General features: G+C 58.4%; 21 protein-coding genes. 9 read left to right on the top strand and 12 right to left on the bottom strand.

Features of this window, described 5'->3' with window-relative positions:
- The first annotated feature begins 113 nt into the window (after positions 1-113).
- The 3 genes from IEX75_RS09305 to IEX75_RS09295 are packed head-to-tail and all read left to right on the top strand — an operon-like array spanning position 114 to position 1,320.
- Positions 114-473, top strand: a complete 360-nt coding sequence (locus IEX75_RS09305; protein ID WP_188793930.1) for a hypothetical protein — start codon at positions 114-116, stop codon at positions 471-473.
- Between the two features lie 60 nt (positions 474-533).
- On the top strand, positions 534-1,073 hold the full coding sequence (locus IEX75_RS09300) for an RNA 2'-phosphotransferase (protein WP_188793929.1): 540 nt from the start codon (positions 534-536) through the stop codon (positions 1,071-1,073).
- Positions 1,074-1,128: 55 nt separating this feature from the next.
- Positions 1,129-1,320 carry a DUF1737 domain-containing protein gene (locus tag IEX75_RS09295; RefSeq protein ID WP_188793928.1) on the top strand — a complete coding sequence of 64 codons (192 nt, stop codon included), beginning with the start codon at positions 1,129-1,131 and terminating at the stop codon, positions 1,318-1,320.
- Positions 1,321-1,394: 74 nt separating this feature from the next.
- Here IEX75_RS09295 and IEX75_RS09290 read toward each other — a convergent pair whose 3' ends face one another.
- The 7 genes from IEX75_RS09290 to IEX75_RS09260 all read right to left on the bottom strand — a co-directional run bounded on the left by IEX75_RS09290 (position 1,395) and on the right by IEX75_RS09260 (position 8,435).
- Positions 1,395-2,291 (bottom strand): carbon-nitrogen hydrolase family protein, encoded by an 897-nt coding sequence (locus IEX75_RS09290; RefSeq protein WP_188793927.1) that lies wholly within the window; start codon positions 2,289-2,291, stop codon positions 1,395-1,397.
- 5 nt (positions 2,292-2,296) lie between these two features.
- On the bottom strand, positions 2,297-2,890 hold the full coding sequence (locus IEX75_RS09285; RefSeq protein ID WP_188793926.1) for a GNAT family N-acetyltransferase: 594 nt from the start codon (positions 2,888-2,890) through the stop codon (positions 2,297-2,299).
- Positions 2,891-2,906: 16 nt separating this feature from the next.
- A complete protein-coding gene (locus tag IEX75_RS09280) occupies positions 2,907-3,311 on the bottom strand; it encodes a ketosteroid isomerase-related protein (RefSeq protein WP_188793925.1) in 405 nt (134 codons plus the stop codon).
- Between the two features lie 220 nt (positions 3,312-3,531).
- Positions 3,532-5,286, bottom strand: coding sequence for a sensor domain-containing diguanylate cyclase (locus tag IEX75_RS09275; RefSeq protein ID WP_229720711.1), 1,755 nt, complete (start codon positions 5,284-5,286; stop codon positions 3,532-3,534).
- 25 nt (positions 5,287-5,311) lie between these two features.
- Positions 5,312-7,111 carry a diguanylate cyclase gene (locus tag IEX75_RS09270; protein ID WP_188793923.1) on the bottom strand — a complete coding sequence of 600 codons (1,800 nt, stop codon included), beginning with the start codon at positions 7,109-7,111 and terminating at the stop codon, positions 5,312-5,314.
- Between the two features lie 10 nt (positions 7,112-7,121).
- Entirely contained in the window at positions 7,122-7,406 is a 285-nt protein-coding gene (locus IEX75_RS09265) for a hypothetical protein (RefSeq protein WP_188793922.1), read from the bottom strand.
- 189 nt (positions 7,407-7,595) lie between these two features.
- On the bottom strand, positions 7,596-8,435 hold the full coding sequence (locus IEX75_RS09260) for an SAM-dependent methyltransferase (RefSeq protein ID WP_188793921.1): 840 nt from the start codon (positions 8,433-8,435) through the stop codon (positions 7,596-7,598).
- 202 nt (positions 8,436-8,637) lie between these two features.
- Here IEX75_RS09260 and IEX75_RS09255 point away from each other — a divergent pair, with 202 nt between their 5' ends.
- The 3 genes from IEX75_RS09255 (at position 8,638) to IEX75_RS09245 (ending at position 9,823) form a co-directional block, all read left to right on the top strand.
- The gene (locus tag IEX75_RS09255) at positions 8,638-9,048 is read left to right on the top strand and encodes a (R)-mandelonitrile lyase (RefSeq protein ID WP_188793920.1); all 411 of its coding nucleotides are present in this window, start codon (positions 8,638-8,640) and stop codon (positions 9,046-9,048) included.
- Entirely contained in the window at positions 9,048-9,371 is a 324-nt protein-coding gene (locus tag IEX75_RS09250) for a carboxymuconolactone decarboxylase family protein (RefSeq protein WP_188793919.1), read from the top strand. The genes IEX75_RS09255 and IEX75_RS09250 overlap by 1 nt, the downstream gene beginning before the upstream one ends.
- Positions 9,372-9,433: 62 nt before the next feature.
- Positions 9,434-9,823, top strand: coding sequence for a DUF1801 domain-containing protein (locus tag IEX75_RS09245; protein WP_188793918.1), 390 nt, complete (start codon positions 9,434-9,436; stop codon positions 9,821-9,823).
- Positions 9,824-10,205: 382 nt separating this feature from the next.
- On the opposite strand, the gene IEX75_RS09240 is transcribed toward IEX75_RS09245, so the two are convergent.
- On the bottom strand, positions 10,206-10,496 hold the full coding sequence (locus tag IEX75_RS09240; protein WP_188793917.1) for a hypothetical protein: 291 nt from the start codon (positions 10,494-10,496) through the stop codon (positions 10,206-10,208).
- A gap of 175 nt (positions 10,497-10,671) precedes the next feature.
- Here IEX75_RS09240 and IEX75_RS09235 point away from each other — a divergent pair, with 175 nt between their 5' ends.
- Positions 10,672-12,843, top strand: coding sequence for a prolyl oligopeptidase family serine peptidase (locus IEX75_RS09235; protein ID WP_188793916.1), 2,172 nt, complete (start codon positions 10,672-10,674; stop codon positions 12,841-12,843).
- Between the two features lie 595 nt (positions 12,844-13,438).
- A complete protein-coding gene (locus tag IEX75_RS09230) occupies positions 13,439-16,549 on the top strand; it encodes an efflux RND transporter permease subunit (RefSeq protein ID WP_188793915.1) in 3,111 nt (1,036 codons plus the stop codon).
- Between the two features lie 74 nt (positions 16,550-16,623).
- Here IEX75_RS09230 and IEX75_RS09225 read toward each other — a convergent pair whose 3' ends face one another.
- The 4 genes from IEX75_RS09225 to IEX75_RS09210 form a co-directional block, all read right to left on the bottom strand.
- Complete coding sequence (locus IEX75_RS09225; protein WP_188793914.1) at positions 16,624-17,424, bottom strand: AIM24 family protein; 801 nt, start codon at positions 17,422-17,424, stop codon at positions 16,624-16,626.
- Positions 17,425-17,627: 203 nt separating this feature from the next.
- The gene (locus tag IEX75_RS09220; RefSeq protein WP_188793913.1) at positions 17,628-19,424 is read right to left on the bottom strand and encodes a chloride channel protein; all 1,797 of its coding nucleotides are present in this window, start codon (positions 19,422-19,424) and stop codon (positions 17,628-17,630) included.
- Between the two features lie 124 nt (positions 19,425-19,548).
- The gene (locus IEX75_RS09215) at positions 19,549-19,809 is read right to left on the bottom strand and encodes a hypothetical protein (RefSeq protein WP_188793912.1); all 261 of its coding nucleotides are present in this window, start codon (positions 19,807-19,809) and stop codon (positions 19,549-19,551) included.
- Between the two features lie 36 nt (positions 19,810-19,845).
- Positions 19,846-19,983 carry a hypothetical protein gene (locus tag IEX75_RS09210; RefSeq protein ID WP_188793911.1) on the bottom strand — a complete coding sequence of 46 codons (138 nt, stop codon included), beginning with the start codon at positions 19,981-19,983 and terminating at the stop codon, positions 19,846-19,848.
- A gap of 441 nt (positions 19,984-20,424) precedes the next feature.
- On the opposite strand from IEX75_RS09210, the gene IEX75_RS09205 reads away from it, so the two are divergent.
- Positions 20,425-20,976, top strand: coding sequence for a hypothetical protein (locus IEX75_RS09205; RefSeq protein ID WP_188793910.1), 552 nt, complete (start codon positions 20,425-20,427; stop codon positions 20,974-20,976).
- Positions 20,977-21,077: the final 101 nt, after the last annotated feature.

Genomic DNA, 21,077 nt, shown 5'->3' with positions numbered 1-21,077 from the left:
CACGTAAAGGTACTCATCACTGAACTATCGCGCCATTTTCAGGAGCTCTGCACTGATATCGGATGTTGTCAGGCATCTGCAAGGTTGACCTTCCTTTGCTGCGAGTCGTCTGTATGGACATCGATTTGGAGGCAGGCTTACATCCCACCGTCCACAAAGCGATCTCCGCTTTGCAGGTGGGCGACAAACTCACGTGGCTGACTTGCTTCACCGCTTCGGCCAAGCTGTTCGACAACGGCAAGCGACGAGGCTTCCATCAATTTTCGCGTGACCACGTCGGCATGATGTACTTCACCACCATCGAGCACGTCGATCGCGACGGCCGGGGCATGCGTGGATGGCTTCACCTTGGCGATGACGAAGAGATCGTTGCCTATTTCAAATTCCGCATCGACACCGCGGAGATGTGCAGCCGGCTGGACGTTTCACGGCTGGAAGGGGATCGGCATTTTCCTTTATTAGGGGATAGATAGCTGTTTGCCGTACGCGCGGTCAAGTATCTGGCGAAAGCCTCCAAGCCCTAGAATAGAGATATGGACCACGTCACGATAAGCAAATTTCTAAGCTTGGTACTCCGGCATGATCCGGAGGCGATCGGCCTTCAACTGGATAAGAACGGTTGGGCCAATGTTGACGATCTCATCCGGTTGGCCAACGCTCGTGGACGCAAGCTGGATCGCCGGATCATTACCGACATCGTCGCCAGCAGTGATAAGCAGCGCTTTACCCTCGACGATGCGGGAGTGCGGATACGTGCAAATCAGGGGCATTCGATCAGTGTGGACCTGGAACTGCAGCCGCTTACGCCGCCAAGCGTGCTCTTTCACGGCACAGCCACACGGTTTGTCGAATCGATTCGTACCCAAGGCTTGCAAAAGAGGCAGCGGCAGCATGTCCATCTTTCAGAGCAGGAAGCCACAGCTGTTCTTGTTGGCCAGCGCCATGGCCATCCCCTCGTGCTTACGGTTCAAGCGGGAAAGATGTGCAGCGAAGGGCACCGGTTCTATAAATCCAAGAATGGTGTATGGCTCACTGACAGTGTGCCGGCGAGCTTCATAAGTTTTCCCGATTGAATCACCGGATCATCGAACTTTCCGACGATTCTTGGCACAACCACTAGGAACTCCCATGCCCGACTTACCCCCAGATGGCCTTCCACGATATCGATTGCTGACCGGGAAAGACGATGCAACGTTTTGTCACCGTGTTTCGGAAGCGCTGAATCTTGGCTATGCGCTGCATGGTTCCCCGGCCGCAACGTTCAATGGCGAGCATGTCGTTGTCGCTCAGGCGATAGTTTGGCCGGATCGCAACACGTAGCTCACTCACTCCCAGTCAAAGCCGCCAGACGCTGGCATTCGCCAGGGCGGCGCGCGCGTGCCAAGCCAGACAATCTAAGCGCTTTCAAACCCCGCAACCCGTGCCCGCTGCACCCCTGGCAACAGCTGCCCCTGCCAATCACCAGCAACGCCTACCTGCCCATTGGCACGTGCGGCTTGCACGCCCGCAACATCCATCTCGGTCACCAGCCAGCCCGATTCGGCTGCGAGCTCCGCCAGCACGCCACCATCCGGCAGACCGCGATCCGGCTGCACATAAATCGCCGCGTGCCCGGTATTCGTATCCAGTGCCGCACTCCATTCGCTTTCGCCGGCCGTTACCGCACACAACACGGGAATCTGATTTTCCAGTGCACGTGCCTGGCAGCCGATGCGCACGCGCGCTGCTCCGGCCAGGGTATCGGTGCAACTAGGCACCAGCAGCAGGACAGCGCCGGCTTCGGCCTGGGCGCGTGCGTAGAGGGGGAATTCCACGTCGTAGCAGATGTTGATGCCTACGCGTCCGAGCTCGGTGTCGAACACCTTGAGCGCATTGCCGGGTGTGATCACCTTGGCCTCTTTCTCAAAGCCGGTAAGGCGCAGCTTTTCCTGCCAGACATGGCGCCCTTGTGGATCGAACAGCAGGCTGCGGTTGCGATAGCTGCCATCGTCCTGGCGGCGCAGAAAGCTGCCAGCCAACACGTAGATGCCGTGCCGTTGTGCGATCTCGCCGAATAGCGCCAGCCACGACGCATACAGCGTATCCACCGCCGCCAGCGAGCGGTGCAGGTCGCCGTGCACCTCTGGCCCGAACGTATAGGCCAGTTCCAGCGCCAGGTATTCCGGCAGCAGCGCCAACTGCGCGCCTTGCGCGGCCACCGCCGCGAGCTCGCGTTCGACGCGGGCAGCGAAATCATCGACATGCCGAGGGGCGCCGATCAGCCATTGACCGACGGCAAACGTCACTTTCATCGCGTTCAAAACTCCAGCGAGCGCAACCAGAAACGCAGCAGATGGGGGCTGGCTTCCTGTTGGCCAAGTTCGCGCCATGACAGTTCGCAAAACAAATCATGCTGGCGCTGATAACCGCGCTTGGCCCAGAACGCGTCATTGGAGCGGTATTCCGGTGGGCGGCGTGGATCGTGCTCGTCACGCTCCACCGCACAGAACGCCGCCAGCTTGAAGCCGCTGCGCCGTGCGTGTGTTTCGCGCTCGTCAAAAAAACGATGACCGATGCCTTTGCCGCGATAGGTGTGCAGCAACACCGATTCGCCGAAATAGAAAATCGGTTCCAGCGCGTAACCCTTCTTGCGGAAGGGCAACTGAAAAGCTGTCTGGTCGTCGATCAACGGAATGCCGGTTGCCGCGCCCACGACCTCCTGATCATCCAGCGCCAGTACGAACACGCTGCGCGGTGAGCGTGCGTACGCCATGAGATAGTCGCTCTCATAGTCCGTGCTGCCCTCATACAGATAAGGGTAATCGCGGAACACCGTGGTGCGCAGCCGGGCCAGATCCTCCAGATAAGGCGCCACCGCTTCGCCGTTGCAGCTGAGAATATGCAGCGTCATCGTCGCGTTCCTGTGCTCAGGCGGACACCTGGGCGATCCAGTCGTTGAGGTTGTAGTAATTGGTTACGCGCGTGATCTTGCCATCGCGCACGTCGAAGAACGCACCGCCCGGCAGCACGTAGCGCTGCCCACGTGCCGGCGGCAGGCCTTCATCATCGGCCAGATATTCGCCGTGCACCACGTATTCCGTTGCGGCGCGGCTACCGTCGGCCGTGGCCATCACCACGATATCCGTCAGCTGCTCGCGATAACTGCGCTCCATGCGCGCAAGAAAGGCACGGAACGCCTCCCGCCCCAACTCGCGCGAGCCTTGGTTGGTGTCATGCGCCACGTCATCGGCCAGGCAATCGAGCATGGCTTGCCAATGACCACGATTGAAGGCGGCGTAGTAGCGTTCGATCAAGGCGACGGCGTCGGACATCGGCGAGCTTCCGCGGAAAGATGCTGACTAGCTTAGAGCACCGTGCACTGCATATAGCGCGTGAATGTATGCCAATTTACACGCCGAGGGGGAAGGCATGCAGAAGCCGGATGCCAGTTGCAGGTTGGGTTGATGCACCCTGCTCGTCGGCGAGCATACCTTAAGTTTATGAGGCGATCGGGTCCCCTGACGTTTGGAACCATTGCTACGGCAACGCTGCCTACGCGGTAGCGTCTTGCAGATCGTCGCTCCCGGTATCTGCGATGACGCGATTGCGTCCATGCCGTTTCGCTCGATAAAGCGCTGCATCCGCATCCTTGCACAAGCGCTGCAGTTCATAACCGGATCGATCGGTACACGCCACACCGAGGCTGGCGGAAAACGACATGACGCCCCCTTCGACATCAACCAGTGTCGCCTCGATGGTTGCGCGGATGCGGTCGGCAATCGCCATGCCTTGCTCGCGGTGGCAATCAAGCAGCAGCACGCAGAATTCCTCGCCGCCGAGCCGGCCGAACAAATCCTCCGAACGCAGATGCTGCTGGCAGACAGCAACGGTGCACTTCAGCACCGCATCGCCCAGGGCATGGCCATGGGTATCGTTGATCTGCTTGAAGTGATCGAGATCGATGGCAATCAGGCAAGCGATGCCGTGTTTTTTCTCGAGCAGTTGCAGGGCGCGGCCGGCCTCGCTGGTGAAGTGCTGGTAATGGGAGATGCCCGTCAACCCGTCCAGGCAGGAAAGCTGTTTGAAGCGAAGCTGCGAACGCTTGAGCCGGAACAGCCACAGGATCACCGATACCAGCACCAATACCAACAGAACGATATAAAGCCGGCCGGTCTCGATCGCTTTGGCGGTCAACGTCTGCTGCAAGGTCAAGATGCTGTTCTGCTTGCTAAGGCGCTCCGTCTCCATCTTTTGCATCAGCAAATGCTGCTCGGCCATGTCGTAGGCCAGTGCGCGGGAGCGGATATCGTCGAGATGGCTTTTTTCCTGGTTGGAATAGTGTTCGTAATAGTTGAGCGCGGCGGCGTTGTGGCCCTGCTGCTTCTCGATCTGATAGAGCACCTGGTAGTCGTCCATCAGCCATTCGCTGGTGTCGTCGGGCTGGCTTATGGCTAGCGCATCCAGAGCGGCTTTTTTCGCCTCCCCGTCATTGCCCAACTTGAGATAGGCCTGTGCGCGCTCCACGCGGGAGGACAGCCTATGCGGGTAATAATGCGCGGTACGAACCGAGGCGGCGACCTGATCGAGCAGGGCCAGCGCCTTGGCTGGCTGGTTTTCGTCGATATGCAGGCTGGCCAGGACGAGCCACATGCCATTGGCGAAGACCGGTTCCTTTGCAGCGGTACAAACATCGATGGCGCGACGCAATTCAGAGCTGGCCGATGTCAGCCGCTTGCCGTTATAAAGCGCCGCGGCTTCCAGATAGAACGGCCGGCACAAACTCTCGCCAGGAGGAACGGCATCTTCCGCCATGCGTGCATACTGGACGGCCAGATCGGTCTGCTCGCCGAAATCCAGCATCTGCGAGAGATTCGTCAGCAGCGTATAGCGGCTCTCCGGATTCTTGACCTCGGGCAGGCTCGATGCCAGGTGATTGGCCAGTGCAAAGGCTTCCTCGTAGCGACGATTGAACGCCAGATTGCTCAGCAACAAGCCCGATGCCTTGGCGATCAGGACCGGATCGCCGGAGCGATCGATGATCTGGTGAAACTCCGTCTCGGACTTGATGTAGTTCCCGTTGAACATGTCCTCCCATGCGTCGAGGTAACGCAGATGCCATTGCTCGGCTTCGGACAGGCGCGGTGCTTCAGGGTGGATCTGCGCCAGCATCTGCGCGAATTGCGCGTGGTCTTTAAGGCGCAGGCTTTCAGCCTGGTCGAGGAACTGGCCGGGATTCGTGATCGAGGTGGCGGCGTAACCGGGCTGCACGAGCAGGCACCACGCCATGGCCGCCATGGCGGGCCACAAGCGAAGACAGCTTGGCCACTCAAAACTAGCTCGCCCACTTCTCGGCGTGCTGGGCTTGGACTTGATCGATATGTTCGCCACTGGCAACAACCTGATTGCGACCAGTCCGCTTGGCCTTGTAAAGCGCTGCATCCGCATCTTTGCATAAGCGCTGCAGCTCATAACCCGACGTATCGGTGCACGCCAAGCCGAAGCTGGCGGAAAACGACACGACTCCCCCCTCTACATCAACCAGCGTGGCTGCCAAAGCCTTGCGAATGCAGTCGGCAATCGCCATGCCCTGGTTGCGGTGGCAACCTGACAGCAGCACGCAGAATTCCTCGCCGCCCAGGCGGCCGAACAAATCGTCGGGGCGCAACTGATGCCGGCAGATGGCAACGGTGCGTTTGAGCACGGTATCGCCGAGTGCATGACCGTAGGTGTCATTGATCTGCTTGAAATGATCGAGGTCGATGGCGATCACGCAGGCCGTGCTGCGTCTTTTTTCCAGTATCTGCAGGGTGCGGCTCGCTTCGCTGATGAAGTGCTGATAGTTGAAGATGCCGGTGAGCCCATCCAGGCTGGATAGTTCTTTGAAACGAAGCTGCGAGCGCTTGAGCCGAAACAGCCAAAAGACGACCGATACGAGCATCAATAACAGCAACGCGATATACAGCCGGCTGGTCTCGACGGCTTTGCCGGTCAATGCCTGCTGCAATTTCAGAATACTGTTCTGCTTGCTGAGTCCTTCCGTCTGCATCTTTTGAACCAGCAAGTGCTGCTCGGCCATGTCATAGGCCAGTGCCCGGGCATGGACGTCGTCGAGATGGTTCTTCTCCAGAGTAGAGAAGCGTTCGTGATAGGCCAGTGCGGCAGCGTCATGGCGCTGCTTCTTCTCGATCTGGTAGAGCACTTGGTAATCGGTCATCACCCAGTCGCCGGTGTCATCGGGATGGCTGATGGCCAGGGCTGCCAAGGCAGCCTTTTTTGCTTCGTCGTCATTGCCTGATTTGAGATAGGCCTGCGCGCGCTCTACCTGCGAGGACAGCAGGTGAGGGTAATAACCAGCAGTACGGATAGAGGGGCCGATTTGATCGAGAAGGTCCAGGGCTTTGAGTGGTTGATTGCCGTCGATGTACATACTACCCAGCACCAACCATATCGCGTTGGCGGAGACAAGGTCTCCGGCGGTTGTGCAGGCATCGATGGCTTGACGTGGCTCAGGGCTGGCTGATGTCAACCGTTTGCCGTTGTAGAGTGCCGCAGCTTGTAGCATGAGCGGGAAACACGAAGTCTCGCCAGGAGGAATGGCATCTTCTGCCATACGTGCGTACTGGAGCGCCAGATCGGTTTGGTCGGCAAAATCCAGCATCTCCGACAGTTCCGTCAGCAGGTCAAAACGCACTTGAGCATCCTTGACCTGAGGCAGGGTGGACGCTAGGTGATTGGCCAGAACAAAGGCTTCGTCGTAGTGCCGATTGAGCGACAGGATTTTCAAGAGACGTGCCGACGCTTTGCCAATCAGTTCCGGGTCGCCCGAATGATCGATGACTTGGCGAAACTGCAGTTCAGACTGGGCGTAGTTTCCGTCGGATTGAGCTTCCCACGCATCGAGGTAACGCAGATGCCATTGCTCGCTCTCGGAAAGGGAAGAAGACTCCTGGTGGATTTGCTCCAACATCTGCACGAATCGCGAATGATCTTTCAGGCGCAAGCTTTCAGCTTGGTCGAGGAACCTGGCAGGACTTGCTATGGGCGTGGCAGCGTATCCGGGCTGCGCAAACAAGCACCACGCCATGGCTGCTAAGGCAGACCAAAAGCGGATGTGGCTTGGTAGCCCGGACATGTGAGGATGCCTAATTCTCGGATGGTGGTGGCGTTTTTTCGGGAACCGGGACTTCGAGCGGCTGCTCTTCATCCGGCTCTTCTTCGTGAAAGGGGTGGTTGCCGGATTGAGGCGGTTCGTTCTGCATGTGTCCGAATTCCTCAAATAACCGTGAGCTATCACCGGACGCTACCGCGGCAGTGAGCGCCTCGGACGCCTGCGCTTGTACAAGCGCGCTGGTGAGCTCCTCCGTCGAAGCGTGGCGCAACGATGCATCGCGGCCGATGGCTTCCAATAAGTCGAGTGTGTCAATCATGTTTTCCTCCCCTGCTTTTTATGTGGTACTGGTTCTGCGCTGAAAAGCGGCACTCAGGTGCCTTTTCTCATGATTTAAAACCCCACAATCCAAGCATTATTACGCTTGATTATGGCACTGCGTACACCTGCGGGCTGATTTCATCGGCATAGGTGCCCTAAGCAAAGATTGTTCCCCGGCTGGATGTTTCTAGGTTTGCGTCTCCATGCCAGCCTTTTCCAGCTTGTCCAAGGCATTCAGCCGCTCCCGCATCGCCTGGTTCAACTTCAGTGGCGCTGCTGGCGGCAGTACTACCGTTTCCTCGGCAGTCAACGCGATATGGGGCAGATCGCGCAGGGCAACCCGCCGTACGCGCGGCTTCTCGATCGGCAGCGTCGCGCCCCGGTAGACGATCACCTCGTGGTCGAGCGGATAGTCTTCGCCCAATCGTTCCACCAATACCTGCCGGTACGCCGGCCCCGTCTGGAAGCGCCCCAGCGACCAATCGCCGACCAGGCCCACCTGCCACAGCACCAGATAACCGGTAGGGTCGATGCGCCGCTCATAAAAAAGCAGCTGGCTGGCCTCGGAGTGCTGGCACCCAAATCGGCCCGGATCGATGCCCAAGTCCGCATAAAGGCAGTCTTCGGCCGAAATGCCCGGTTCCATATGCGCTTCGAAACCTTCGGCGCGAGCCATCTCGATCGCCTTATGCGGCGACCAGGCAAAAATGCCCGGGTGGCCGTAAAACACCCCGCACACACGCTTGCTGGCACGCACTTCGGCCATCATCAGCGCGACCCACTCTTTATAAGTTTTCAGTCGCGACTTGCCCTCCTTGTAGTAGGGCTGGAGGCTGCGCACATCCGGGTGCATGCGCTGCAGCCACTTTTCCACCACCCCATCGGAAAGTGCCGCAAACACCACGTCGGCACGCTCGATATGGCTGCGGGCAAGCGGTGTGAGGTGGGAGCCGAGGGTCATGCCCATGCCGACACAGGCGAGGCTGCCGCGGCGACTACTGGATGCACGAAGAGTCAATGTGTTCATAGCGATGTCTTGCAGTGACCTGAAACTTTGCATGCCCTAGCTTTGCATGCCGACGCAACCCAAGAGCAAAGCAACTTATGTGCCTATGGCCTACAAGCCGATTTATCGATACCGGTCATAGGTGCAATCACCCATTCCCATCTAATCAGCAACCGGTGCTTGAGACAAACTGGCGAGGTTCTCTCATGTTTGGAGCAAGCTCATGCATCTCATCCGCGGCGGCACGCAGGCCTCGGCAAAAGGTCCGGCCGACTACTTCACCGGCAGCGTGCGGATCGACCCGCTCTTCAATGCCCCCGAACCTGCGCGGGTAGGCTGCGCCAGCGTGACCTTTGAACCCGGCGCGCGCTCGGCATGGCACACCCATCCACTCGGCCAGATCCTGATCGTTATAGCTGGTTGTGGTTGGACGCAGTGCGAAGGTGGACCCGTTGAGGTCATCCGCGCCGGCGACGTGATCTGGTGCCCGCCGGGGCATCGCCATTGGCACGGTGCAACGCCCACCACCTCGATGACGCACATCGCCGTGCAGGAATACCTGGATGGCAAAGCCGTCGAATGGATGGAACACGTCACTGATGAACAGTATTCGTCAGGTCAAGGAGCCCTGTGATGAGCAACGACACCAACCCCAGCGCCGGTCCTTATGCGGACATGGCGCCTGCGCTCAACGACTACACCCGGCAGGTGTTGTTCGGGCAAGTGTGGGAGCGCGCCGAACTGCCGAAGAGGGATCGGAGCCTGATCACGGTGGCCACCTTGGTGGCGCTCTACCGCTTCAACGAGCTGCCGTTTCATTTGAAGTTCGCGCAACAGAACGGGGTGACGCAAGAAGAGCTGATCGAGCTCATCACGCATCTGGCTTTCTATGCCGGGTGGCCCTGCGCCAATACCGCTATCGAAGTGGCTCGGAAAGTCTTCGCGGAAACGACCTAGAGGTTGCGTGCGCATCCCGGCCTCGTGTGGATTAAAGTCCGTCGATACAAGGAGAAACGGACATGGCAAAAAGCGCACCGCAGTCGCCTTCTCAACAGATCGACGCGAGAATCGAAGAGCTGGGCGATTGGCGCGGCGAGACGCTCGGTCGACTCCGTGCCTTGATCAAGGAAGCCGAGCCCAACGTCGTCGAGGAATGGAAGTGGCGAGGGGTTCCGGTGTGGTACCACGAAGGCATGATCTGCACCGGCGAAACCTACAAGAGCGCCGTGAAGATGACCTTCGCCAAAGGGGCTTTCTTGCCGGACCCTTCGCGCCTCTTCAACGCCAGTCTCGATGGCAATACGCGACGCGCCATCGATTTTCATGAAGGCGAGAAAATCAACGAGAAGGCGTTGAAGGCGCTTGTTCGCGCGGCGGTGGCATTGAACAAGTCCAAAGCCAAGAAATAAACCATGCCAGCATTCATTGGCTAAATCAGCGTATGAGATGAGCCTCTCTCTCGTTGTTTGCCGTCATTCCGGCAGGAAAATCGAAGTTCACGACAATGCTGTTTCAGCGCGAGTCGTCATTCCGGCGAACGCCGGAATCCATGCTTCGCACTGGCTATGGATTCCGGCCTTCGCCGGAATGACGATTCGCTTCGAAACGGGGTCGAAGTAATCCTGGATTTCGTCAGAATAGCGGGCCAAAAATGCGGGAAAATCTCAGTCCCTAGACCTGCTCCGCCAGCGGATACAACTCCCGGTTCTCGCGCTGCACGCGCATATGCAGCGCCTTGAACACGTTGTTCGCGTCGCTGCGAAAACCATCCATCCGAATCACATGGCGGCACTACAAATTGAAATACCAAACAGGGACACATGCCGCCACACCCGCCAAAGCCTGCGAGGCCAGAACCAGCAAGGCAGGCTTGGGCCTACGCCTCAGCCATCGGATGGCAAAGAACGCGATGATGGGAATTTGTCCAGCCATGAAAAGCTGGAACAGATGTGCAGCGGCGCCTTCATCTGCCTCACGAGCGGTGCCAAAGAAGCCAAGGTGGCCAACGACGATGCACAGCGCCGTGAACGACATCGCGAGAGGAACCCAGGCACTCGGGCGTGAAAATAGGCTGCGGCTCATAAGCACTCTCCCTTCAAGTACGCCTGTTTAATAGGTTATTCACGCTTTTGTGGACGAATCTTGACGACTTCGGTGATGGGTTCGACGTAGCATCGCCGAAGCTTGGGCAGGGGCATCCAGGCGATCTCGAACGATTCACCGATTCGGAAGTGTCTCGCTTCTGGAGGGCTTCGTCATGAACAGTCGACGGGTGTGCCTGAGCGCCATGCTGACTTGTGTTTGCATGTCATGGATGGTTTTCGCACAGACACAGGCGCCGCCAAGCGCTCGTACGGTCAACGTGGTCGATCATGCCTTTGGGCTGACCTTGCCCGATCCATACCGCTGGATGGAGGGCAAGAACAATGCCGAGTTTCAAGCTTGGTTGCAGGCACAAGGTGGATACACGCGTTCGCGGCTGGATGCCATGCCAACCATGGGACTGTGGCGGGACCGCATGCGGGCCGCCGCCAACGACTATCAATTCAACAACCATCCCGTACTTGCGGCTGGGCGTCTTTTCTATTTGCGGCGGGAAGGCAACAGTCGAGGAAAATTGATGGTGCGTGAGCCGGATGGTTCACAACGGTTGCTGGTCGATGCGGCAGATATCAAGGATGGCAAGGGGGCAGCTGGCATCACCACGTTCATGCCTTCGCCGGACGGAAAGCGGATCGCCGTCAATATCGATCACGAAGGCAACGAAATAAGCCGTATCCAGCTCCTCGATGTAGACCATGTCACCTGGTTGCCCGATGTGGTCGAACCCGTGTGGGGTGAATTTTCGGCGCTCTGGTTACCGGATGGGACCGGATTTACCTACACGCAACTGGCACCGCCTGCGGAGCAAGTAAAGGGCGACCCCATGCAGAATATGCATGCCCGGCTACATCGCCTTGGAGCGCCGTCGGTACAAGACATGGTTTTGGCAGAGCGTGGCCGCAACGATGGTCTCCGCTTGGCAAGCAACGAATTTCCCGTGATTGATGTGCAGGAAGATTCATCCTGGGCACTTGCGGAGATAGGAGGAGCCCGCCAGGAACAACGCCTGTGTTACGCCCCACGTGCCGGGGTTGTAAGAGGTGCTACTCATTGGCATTGCGTCGTCGATTACGCGGACAACGTGCAAGGTGCAGCGCTGCACAAAAACACGTTGTATGTGATGTCCATGCAGAATCACCCGAACGGCCGGCTATTGGCGATGGATCTCTCCGCGCCGGAGATATCGCTGGCGCAGGCCCGTGAAGTGATCCCCGAAGCGTCCGGCTCGGTATTGACCAATATCCAGGCGGCATGCGATGCCCTGTATGCAAAGCACATGACGGATGGCATCGACAGTTTTGACCGCGTTGACTACAAGACGGGCGTGCTTACCGCGAGCACCACGCCTTTTGCGGGTAGTGCCTGGGAATTCAGCACAGACCCTCGGGGTGATGGCTTTGTAACGACGCTGGAAGGATGGGTCCGTTCGCCGGCTATTTTCCTGTACAAGCCTGGCCAATCCCGTTTTCAAGATACGGGACTTACAGCAATCAGTCCTCTGGATTTCAGCGATGTGGTTGCCGTGGAGACAGAGGCCGTGAGCAAGGATGGTACGCGTGTACCGTTGACCATTCTTCATCGTCGAGATGTGGTGCTGGACCGGGAAAACCGCTCCATTCTCGAAGGCTACGGCGGATATGGCGTCAGCCTGCAACCGTTCTTCAGTCCACGGCGGCTGGAATGGGCGAAAGAGGGCGGAGTCTACGCCATAGCCCATGTTCGCGGTGGTGGAGAAAAAGGCGATGCCTGGCATCGGGCCGGGCAAGGTGCAAACAAGGGAAAAAGTATCGACGACGTGATCGCCTGTGGCGAGACACTCGTCAAGCTCGGTTATACGACCTCTGATCGCACGGCCCTGTATGGCCAGAGTTTTGGTGGAATACTGGCTGGAAATGCACTGACGCAATCGCCGCAGTCATTTGGTGCCGCCGTGATCGACGTAGGGATGCTCAACCCGGTCAGGCTGCTTGAACAGCAGAACGGAGCGAATCAGATCGGTGAAACGGGCGATCCGCGTACCGCCGAGGGCTTGCACATTCTTGCGGCGATGGACGCCTATCAGCACATCCGTGATGGCGTGAACTATCCATCCGTGCTGCTCATGGTTGGGCTCAACGACAGTCGGGTAGAGCCATGGGAAACCGGCAAGTTCGCTGCGCGACTGCGGGCGGCCTCACGCAGCGGCAAGCCGGTCTGGATTCGCCTGGATGACAATGCAGGGCATGGTGCGGGGTCCGAAGCCGCTGCTGCCTCTCTCAGCACCGACATGTACGCATTTCTCGATACACAACTACCGGGCCGAATCGCGATAGCAAAGAGCCATTAGCCTAGCAATCCACTTTGCATATGCATGACATCAATCGAATATCGAGCGGCGATGGATCTGGAATTCAATGGCCTGGCATCGCCGCCAAAGTGTCAATCTCCAGTCATATAAAAGTAATCAGTTCTTCATATTTCAGGCAAAAAAACAGCTGCAAGCGTTGATATTCGATCAAGCACCGTCCCTGGAGATATCCCCACGTTTTTCGAGCTGTTCAAGGATGGGCTTTTCGCGGCCAATACTTAGCATTTTTACCTCGGCGTCATTCCGGCGAAGGCCGGAATCCATGGTGAATGCGTAGCATGGATTCCGGCCTTCGCCGGAATGACGCCGAGGTCATTTAATAGATTCTGGCTAGCTTGCTGATTTTTTTCAGATCATCAAGCAGAAAACGTGGGGATACCTCAGGCACCGTCCCTAATCACGCCGTAAGGTTCCCTCTATACGCTGCCGTGGGTTCTTGCGGGCGGCATGCACAGTGGGCAAGTGGCTTCTATTACTAACGGTTGTCGTTGTCTCGCCGATGCAGTGGCTTGACGATGGCACTCCTGTGAGCGTGGTCGATGACTCGCGCCAAGGGCGCTGACAGGCCAAGCCCATGAGATCCTTCCACATCTCGGCGATTTTCATTGAGCGCCCCGTTGCCACATCGCTGCTGATGCTGGGCATTGTGTTCCTGGGCATGGCCAGCTACATGGCATTGCCTATCGCAGGCGTACCGCAGGTCGACATCCCGACGATAAGTATCAGCACTTATCTTCCGGGAGCCAGTGCGGAGACGATGGCGACGGCAGTGACCGCGCCGCTGGAGCGGGCCCTGGTAAACATGCCGGGCGTCACCGAAATGACGTCGACGAGCTCGCTGGGTTCGAGTTCCATCGACGTTCAATTCGATCTCTCGCGCAGCATCGACGGGGCGGCGCTGGACGTGCAGTCGGCGATCAACGCGGCGGCCGGCGACCTGCCCAAGACACTCCCGCATCCGCCGACCTTTGAAAAGGCCAATCCGGCGGATGCGCTGCTGATGAGTGTGGCGGTGTACTCCGATCAGATGCCCATCGACAAAGTCGACGACTATGTCGAGAACTATCTCGCCCCCGAAATGGCCCGTATCCAGGGCGTGGGCGTGGTCGATTTCCACGGGCAGCAGAAACCTGCCGTGCGCGTACGCGTCAACCCGGGGGTGATCGCTTCGCTTGGCATAAGCCTGGAAGACATTCGCGCTGCGATTGCCAATGCCACATCGAACTCGCCCAAGGGAACCCTCAACGGCGTGCGCCAGGCCGTGACGCTGGATGCCACCGATCAAGTCGTTGATGCGGCAACTTACTCGCATTTGATTGTTGCTTATCGCAACGGTGCGCCCGTTCATTTGCGCGATATCGCGAATGTCGTGGCAAGCGTCGAGGATGTGCGGCAGGGCGCCTGGTACGACGGTCGCCAGGTCATCATCGTTGATGTGCATAAGCAGATAGGCTTCAACATCGACGAGACCGTCGACCGGATCAAGGCTGAACTGCCTCGCCTGTCGCACGATCTTCCTGCCACGATTCACGTCACCGTACTGGGTGACCGGACGCAGACGATCAGGGCATCGGTGATCGACCTGCAATTCACACTGCTGCTAAGCATCGCGCTGGTCGTGGCAGTGGTGTACGCCTTTCTGCGCGACGCGCGTGCCACGCTCATTCCTGCGATCACGATACCGATTTCGATTCTCGGCACCTTCGCCGTGATGGCATTGCTCGACTATAGCCTGGACAACGTGTCGCTGATGGCGCTGACCGTGGTCATCGGCTTTGTCGTGGACGATGCGATCGTGATGCTGGAGAACATTCTTCGGCACATCGAAGAGGGCCAGGATCCCAGGACGGCAGCGCTCTCAGGATCAGGCGAAATCGCGTTTACGATCCTGTCGATGACGTTTTCACTCGTGGCGGTGTTCATCCCTCTGCTGTTCATGGGCGGCGTCGTGGGGCGTCTCTTCAGGGAATTTTCGGTCACCGCCGGCGTGGCCATCCTCATCTCCGGCGCGGTATCGCTGAGCTTGACGCCGACGCTGTGTGCGCTCCTGCTCAACCGCCAGACTGCTCACGGGCGCGGGCGCTTCCACCAGGCAGCCGAGGCTTTTTTCAATGCGGTTCAAAACGTCTATGCCAAAGGGCTTCGCCGTGCCTTGCGTCACCCGAATGTGATGTTGGCCGTCGCTGCAGCGACCTTGGCCGGCACCATCATCATGTATGTAGTCATTCCCAAGGGATTTTTTCCTCAGCAAGACAATGGCCTCATTGCAGGCGTGACCGAGGCATCCCAGGACATTTCCTACCCGGCGATGGTCGAGCGCATGCATGCGCTGGCTGAGGTCGTTGAGCAAGATCCGGCGATCGAGCATGTGTATTACTGGGTGGAGGGCGATCCGTCGATCAATATCGGTCGCATGTCCATCGACTTGAAGCCGTTCGGCGAGCGCAAGGCATCGGTATACGACGTCATAAACCGGCTGCGCCCCAGGGTGGCTCAGGTGCCGGGCATCTCATTGTCGCTGCAGGCGCGGCAGGACTTGCAGATCGGCGCTCGCGTCAGCAAGTCGCAGTTCCAATATACGCTGCGCGATACGAACGTCGATGAATTGCACCAATGGGCACCTGTCATGCTCAAGGCGCTGCGCGAGATTCCTGTCATCCAGGACGTGGAGGCTGATCTCGAACCGGTAGCACCACGCCTGACGCTGGTGTTCGATCGCGACACCATGAGCCGCCTCGGCATCACGTCTCAGCTGGTGGACGATACGCTCAATGACGCCTTCGGACAGCGCCAGGTTGCGAGCTATTACACGCAACTCAATGAGTATCGTGTCGTACTCGAGGTTGACCCGACGTACCAGTTGGATGAAAACGCGCTCAGCCAGATCTACCTGACCGGCAACGATGGAAAGCAGGTGCCGTTATCGACGTTCATTACGCTCAAGCACGGCGTAGCACCGCTTACCGTCAATCATGATGGGCAATTCCCGGCGGTCACGCTTTCATTCAACCTTGCATCCGGGCACTCCCTCAGCGAAGCCGTCGAAGCGATTGAGGCCAAGGGCACGGAAGTGGGCCAGCCGCCTGGTTTGACAGCGACATTTCAGGGCTCTGCCAAGGCCTTCAAGACGTCGCTGGCGACGCAGCCCATGCTTATTGCCGCCGCCATCCTGGCGATCTACATCATTCTTGGCATGCTCTACGAGAGCTACATCCACCCCTTGACCATCTTGTCCACGCTGCCGTCTGCTGGCATCGGCGCGCTCGGCGCTTTGATGTTGCTTCATGACGAGTTTTCGTTGATCGCACTGATTGGCGTGATCTTGCTCATCGGTATCGTCAAGAAGAACGGCATCATGATGGTCGATTTCGCGATAAGCGCAGAGAAGGAGCGTGGTCTGGCTCCGGTGGATGCCATTTATGAAGCTTCGCTGTTGCGCTTCCGCCCCATCATGATGACGACACTTGCCGCCTTGCTGGGTGCGTTGCCGTTGGCGTTCGGTTCGGGAGCAGGCGCGGAATTGCGCCGTCCATTGGGTATCACGATCGTGGGCGGCTTGCTGATTTCGCAGCTGCTGACGCTTTACACGACACCCATTATCTATCTGTTCCTTGATCGCGCCAGGAACTATTTGGCGCAGCGTCGCGCGAAGGTGCTGGTAAGTGCGGACACCGCCGACTCGTGATCGATGCGTGACGCCCCTTTCCTATCGGAAGAGGGGCTTCCCATGCAGATGAACGCCCAGGGTTCTACAGGCGGTTAATCGTCCTTGCCAAATAGCCCGCCAAGCACCGAACCGATCACGCCACCAGCGATGGCACCGCCGATCGAATTGCCCGAGTCACCACTCAAGACAGGCGAACTCGATCCACCTTCGCGGGCAAGATAGGGCTCCAGCGCGTGCGCAAGATTCGGCATGGTGAGCGTTTGCAGCCATACCTGGCCCGGCCCGGTGAGCTGGGCAATGAACAAACCATCCCCACCGAAGAGCTTGTTCTTCAATCCGGGAATCATGGTGATGTCGAAATTGACCGTGCCTTCGAACATGCCGATGTGCCCGGGATGCACCTGCAGCGTTTCGCCGGGAGCAAGGGTGTAGGTGACAATTTCGCCGCCCAGTTCCACCCAGGCCCGCGCATTGCCGGTCAGCTTTTCGAGCACGAAGCCATCGCCGCCAAAGATGCCGGCACCGAGCGAACGCTGGAAACCGATCGACAGCTCCACACCCTCCGTGCCGCAGAGAAAACCGTGGCGATGGATGAAGTAGGTCTGTCCGTGATTGACCTGGACCTCCACGATCGAGCCGGGCACTTTCGCCGCGAACGCGACCATGCCTGGCGACCCCGACGTCGCATATTCATTCATGAACAAGCCACCGCCCGAAAGGGCGCGTCCAATGACACCGAGAAAGCTGCTGGCACCAGCCGTCCGCGCGGACGTCTGCAGCACGATGTTGCGTGTCATCCAGGAAAATCGGCCTGGCTCCGAAATAATTCTGTCACCTTGTTCCAGACCAATTTCCAGAACCGGCAAGGTCGTTCCCACCGTACGAGTCTTCATGGCTGCCCATCCCCTCTATGTGTGCCGGGCACGCTCGCGTGGCCCAGATCCGCGGACATTTTTATGCATTGTTTGTCCGCTTAGCGAGTGACCTTTGTAACCTGCTGTTCTGAAAGGTCTCGTCAATTGACGGGAATGGAGAAGCTATGTGGCAATGGGCGGCGAAGGAATGACAACGGCGCACACATGGACTCTCCGCAATACTACTTACTATTGCCAAAAAACCGCTCCCGCACCCGCTCTTCCTCATGATGGTGCGTATATGGCTTCAGCAAGTCGTATCGAGTCACCATCCCGAGCAGCAATTGTCGCTCTGCGCTCACCACCGGTATGCGATCAAGTTTCTCCACCGCCGCGCGGATCGCCACCGTCTTGCAGCTTTCATCGGGATAGGAAACAACCGGGTCCTTGCCAAGAACGTCGGCGAGTTGGCTGGTGCCGTCAGGATCAGCATGTGACAAACGAGCCATCTCTTCCCGATTGATGACATTGAGCAGCCGGCCTTCGCTATCGACGACGGGATAGGCACGATATTTTTGGTCGATCCCGAAATACTTTTGCGCCGCTTCGCGCACACTGATGTTGCCGGAGACCGTCATGATTTCGGTGCTCATCACATCCTTCACAGCCATGTGCTCGAGCCGGTCCACCGTGTATTCGCGGAAAATATCGAAACCTCGACGAGCGACCTTTTCCGTGAGGATGGAGCGCTTCATCAGGAATACGCTGACGCCATAAGCCGTCGTGCAGGCGACCAGCAATGCAGGCAATGCACTGGCGTTGCGGGTGAGTTCCAAGGCAAACATGATCGAGGTAAATGGCAAGCGCATCACGCCAGCCAGCATCGCACCCATGCTGAGCAGCGGCCACAGCAATGGGTTGCTCCCGGGAAACACCATCGACTCCAATCCGCCAAGGCCCGCGCCGAGTGCCAGCAGCGGCGCCAGCACGCCGCCGGAAGTGCCCGAGCCCAGATAGATCACCCACATCAGCGACTTGGCGACCATGAACACCAGAATGGCGCCGCCTACCAGCTTGCCGGTCAGCAACTGGCCGATCACGTCGTAACCCACACCCAGCGCCTGCGGCTCGAACAATCCCCCAATGCCTACCGCGATGGCACCGATCGCTGGCCACCACATCCAATGGATCGGCAGTTTGGTGAAGCCGTCCTCGGCCTTGTACACCGCAGCGGTGAGCGCCGTCGCCAGCAGGCCGGCGAGAAATCCGCAGACCGCGGCCATGCACATATCCACCAGGCTCAGGTGGAATGCCATCGCCAGCGGGAACAACGGACCGTAACCGAGCAGGAATGGCCGCAGGGTGTCCGCCACGAAGCAGGCGATCGCCACCGGAATGATGCTGCGCGGGCGCCATTCGAACAGCAACAATTCCACCGCCAGCAACGTCGCTGCAATCGGCGTGCTGAACGTTGCGGCCATACCCGCCGATGCACCGGCCACCAGCAAAGTGCGACGTTCGATCGACGTCAGGTAGAACATCTGGCCGAACAAGGAACCGACCGCACCACCGGTCATGATGATCGGTCCTTCGGCGCCGAACGGTCCGCCCGTGCCGATGGCGATGGCCGCGGACAACGGTTTCAGGATCGCCACCTTCAGCATCATCTTGCTCTTGCGGAACAGGATCGCTTCCAGCGCCTCGGGAATGCCGTGGCCACGGATGCGATCGGAGCCGAAGCGCGCCATCAGCCCGATGATCAAGCCGCCCACGATCGGCGCAATCACGATCGCCAGCCTTGAATGGCCGAGTGAAGGCGAAACGAAGTCGAACGACAAGCGCTGCAGAAACGCCAGGTTGGTAACGAAACCGATCATGCGGTAAAGCGCGACCGCCACCAGCGCGGCGGCGATGCCAATGAACACCGCCATCAACGAAAGCCGGAGAATGCTGACACTCGGGCGGAAGTCGCTTTGACTGAGCGTGTCGCGCTTCCACTGCTCATAAATGCGCCGGGTGAAGTGCGTGATGCTGGTCATGGGAATCCCGAATGACTGTCAACCACGGTCCGACCGGTATTGCACGACCCGCTCGGAGTCAACGCATGCTTGCGCGGGCCATCAGTGGCGGGCACGGATGCGGCGTGAACAGAATAGCGTATTCCTACTTAGTGATCGACCTGGCCGTCGCTTGTGCGGGAATCGTGTCGAAGGCAACGTTTGATGCCATGGCGTCGAGCGTCGCTGCCGGTATGGGCTGATCATGCTCGTCGAGCAAGGTCTTGCCCGGCATCTTGGAAACCTTTCTGATCCAGGTTTCCACCTGCGCGTGGCTCAAGGTGGGGCCGATGCAGCGCAAGTCATACATGCTCGGATCGGCTTCAAACATGCGCTGGTTATGCGCATCGATTTGCGCGCGACTCATCAGCACGGTGTCCGGCGCACGCAGCTTGGCAATCCACTAGTCGGGCGAAAGCATCGCCTCCTGCACGCCGATAACTCCCGATGGCGGTATCGGCAATGTGGCGTTTTGCGCGAAGGCGTGCGTGCATGCCGGGGCCAAAGCCAGACTGCCGATAACGCGTGCAACGATTTGCATGAAGAGTCCTTGTTCTAGCCGAACGCGTTCAGACGAGCATGGCGCCCAATGTCGAGACACAGACCAGCAAGCAGGCGACGAACAGGCTGTGCAGCATCAGCGTTTCGAATTTCATGGCGGTTCTCCGTGAGTGAATGAGCTTTGCGAGATAGATATGGCAAAGCCCGTGCCAAGCACTCACAGCCACGGAAAACCGCATGGTAAAGCCATTTCTCGAAAATCGGCAGAACACATCAGCGTGTCCGCGGACGTTTGTCCGCGTTGTCCGGACAGCCACCTGTCGATCGGCGGCTTGAACGAGCCGGTCGATGATTAGCGAGTGACGACTGGCACTATGCCTGCTCAAGTGCAGCCGTGATGATTTGTCCGAGAGAGCATTTCCCTTGCGTGACTGTGCGGCTGCCGAAAGAGGCGCCGTCAATGCATCAACAGGAGGAAGTGATGGACGATCGACCATTTCTACGTCTACGTATCGCATCGACCACACTTGTTGCTGTGGCCGACTTGATGTTGCTCGCCTGGCAATATTTTCACGGCGGTGTGCCCAGCCACCATTTCTTTGACCGCGCCGACATGCCGGCGATTTCCAACGGGTGGGGAGGCCTGCTGCTTCCTCTGATGACGTGGTTTCTGCTTGGCCGTGTGCAGAAGCGCATTGCCACGCAAGGCGATGCCGCCAAGCGATACGCCTTGATCGGCTTTGTCTGTGCATTGCTGTTCGGCGTATTGCTATCCGTCTTTTTCACGCTTGGTGATGATACGGTTAGCAACAGCATGTTCGAATCACTGTTTGTGATCGCACTGGTAGCGCCCATTTATCGTGCCGAATACCTGCTAGGTTTGGTGCTGGGCATGGCCTATACGTTCGGCGGCGTGCTGCCGAGCATCGTCGGCTCCGTCGTGGCGATCATCACCATGGTGATCTATTGCTTTGTTCGAGCGGGGTTGTTGCGTGTCGTCGCTATGCTTGTTGGCGTGGCAAAGAGGGCCTGAGCGAGCAGTAGAAAGCTGCTGAAATAATCCCCTACTCCTTCCGGAGAGAGAGGCAAATTTAGCGATGATGCTCATCTTCCCTCACCGTCATTCCGGCGAAG

Source organism: Dyella nitratireducens (genome assembly GCF_014642835.1).
Classification (GTDB): Bacteria; Pseudomonadota; Gammaproteobacteria; order Xanthomonadales; family Rhodanobacteraceae; genus Dyella_B; species Dyella_B nitratireducens.
This window is presented reverse-complemented; position numbering and strand designations above follow the sequence as displayed.